Source organism: Cobetia sp. BMC6 (assembly GCF_029991385.1).
Classification (GTDB): domain Bacteria; phylum Pseudomonadota; class Gammaproteobacteria; order Pseudomonadales; family Halomonadaceae; genus Cobetia.
The window spans coordinates 1-922 of sequence record NZ_JAKUMF010000026.1 but is presented as its reverse complement, the minus strand read 5'-3'; the positions used below and the strand labels follow the sequence as shown (position 1 = coordinate 922).

The 922-nt window shown below is 52.8% G+C and carries 1 protein-coding gene and 1 rRNA gene; one reads left to right on the top strand and one right to left on the bottom strand.

Annotation, left to right across the window (positions count from 1 at the left end; genetic code table 11):
- On the top strand, window positions 1-346 hold a 346-nt coding region (locus MKZ40_RS16800; protein ID WP_282627973.1), incomplete at its 5' end, for a hypothetical protein.
- A gap of 303 nt (window positions 347-649) precedes the next feature.
- Here the strand turns inward: MKZ40_RS16800 and rrf are convergent.
- Window positions 650-765 (bottom strand): 5S ribosomal RNA (rrf, locus tag MKZ40_RS16795).
- Between the last annotated feature and the right edge of the window lie 157 nt (window positions 766-922).

Genomic DNA, 922 nt, shown 5'->3' with positions numbered 1-922 from the left:
CGAAGCGAACTTCAAAAACATCAAGCAAAACAATCACCTGCAAACCTCTTTCACCGCTGGTAACGCCATGCGTCCCCGGCAGCGGATGCGTACTTTACGCACGAACCGCCGTGAGGGCAAGGGCTTTTTGAAGATCAGGTCAGATTTTGTCTTCACGCCCTTGGTTCTGGCACCTGGAGCACTCCAGCCAGGCGATCTCTGGCAAAAACCTCGTCTCGACTATTCTTTTCTTCGCCTGGCGGCGCACGAAAAAACACAGCCTTGCGCAAAAAAACATCCTGAATGGCACCACTTCCGGCCCAGACATGATGGAAATAAGCATCCCTCTGATGAACTCCGACGCTGACAGCCCCATATGAGGTGCCTCAAGCCGCATAAAAATACACCCCTACAGTAAAATCTGCAGGGGAGGTTCTTGGCAAAACCAGGGATAAATAACAAGCGCACTTCATTTTCCGTCAATGACAGAACCATCACAGCACGATGATGAGCCAAAGACTTTCTTCTTGCGCAGCCTGGGAAGGCTTTTCTCTCGCACCACTTTTCCATGCACGTCTTTCTGCTCACGGCTTTTCTTTTGCGCCAATTTTTCCTGAGCACAAAGAGAACCGCCCCTGCAGCAAGGCTACAGGGGCGGTTCAGTATAAGTGCCTGACGATGACCTACTCTCACATGGAGAAGCTCCACACTACCATCGGCGCTAAGCGGTTTCACTTCCGAGTTCGGCATGGGATCGGGTGGTTCACGCTCGCTATGGTCGTCAGGCGAAACGGTGGCATCTTGCGATGCCTGAGCCTCGAGGCTTGTGACCTCGCGACTCGCAATATGAATCATGCTGACCGATATATCGTCGATCCTGTCGCAATCCCGGCGGTTTGCCGGAGCAAACCCCTTGGGTGTTATATGGTCAAGCCTCACGGGC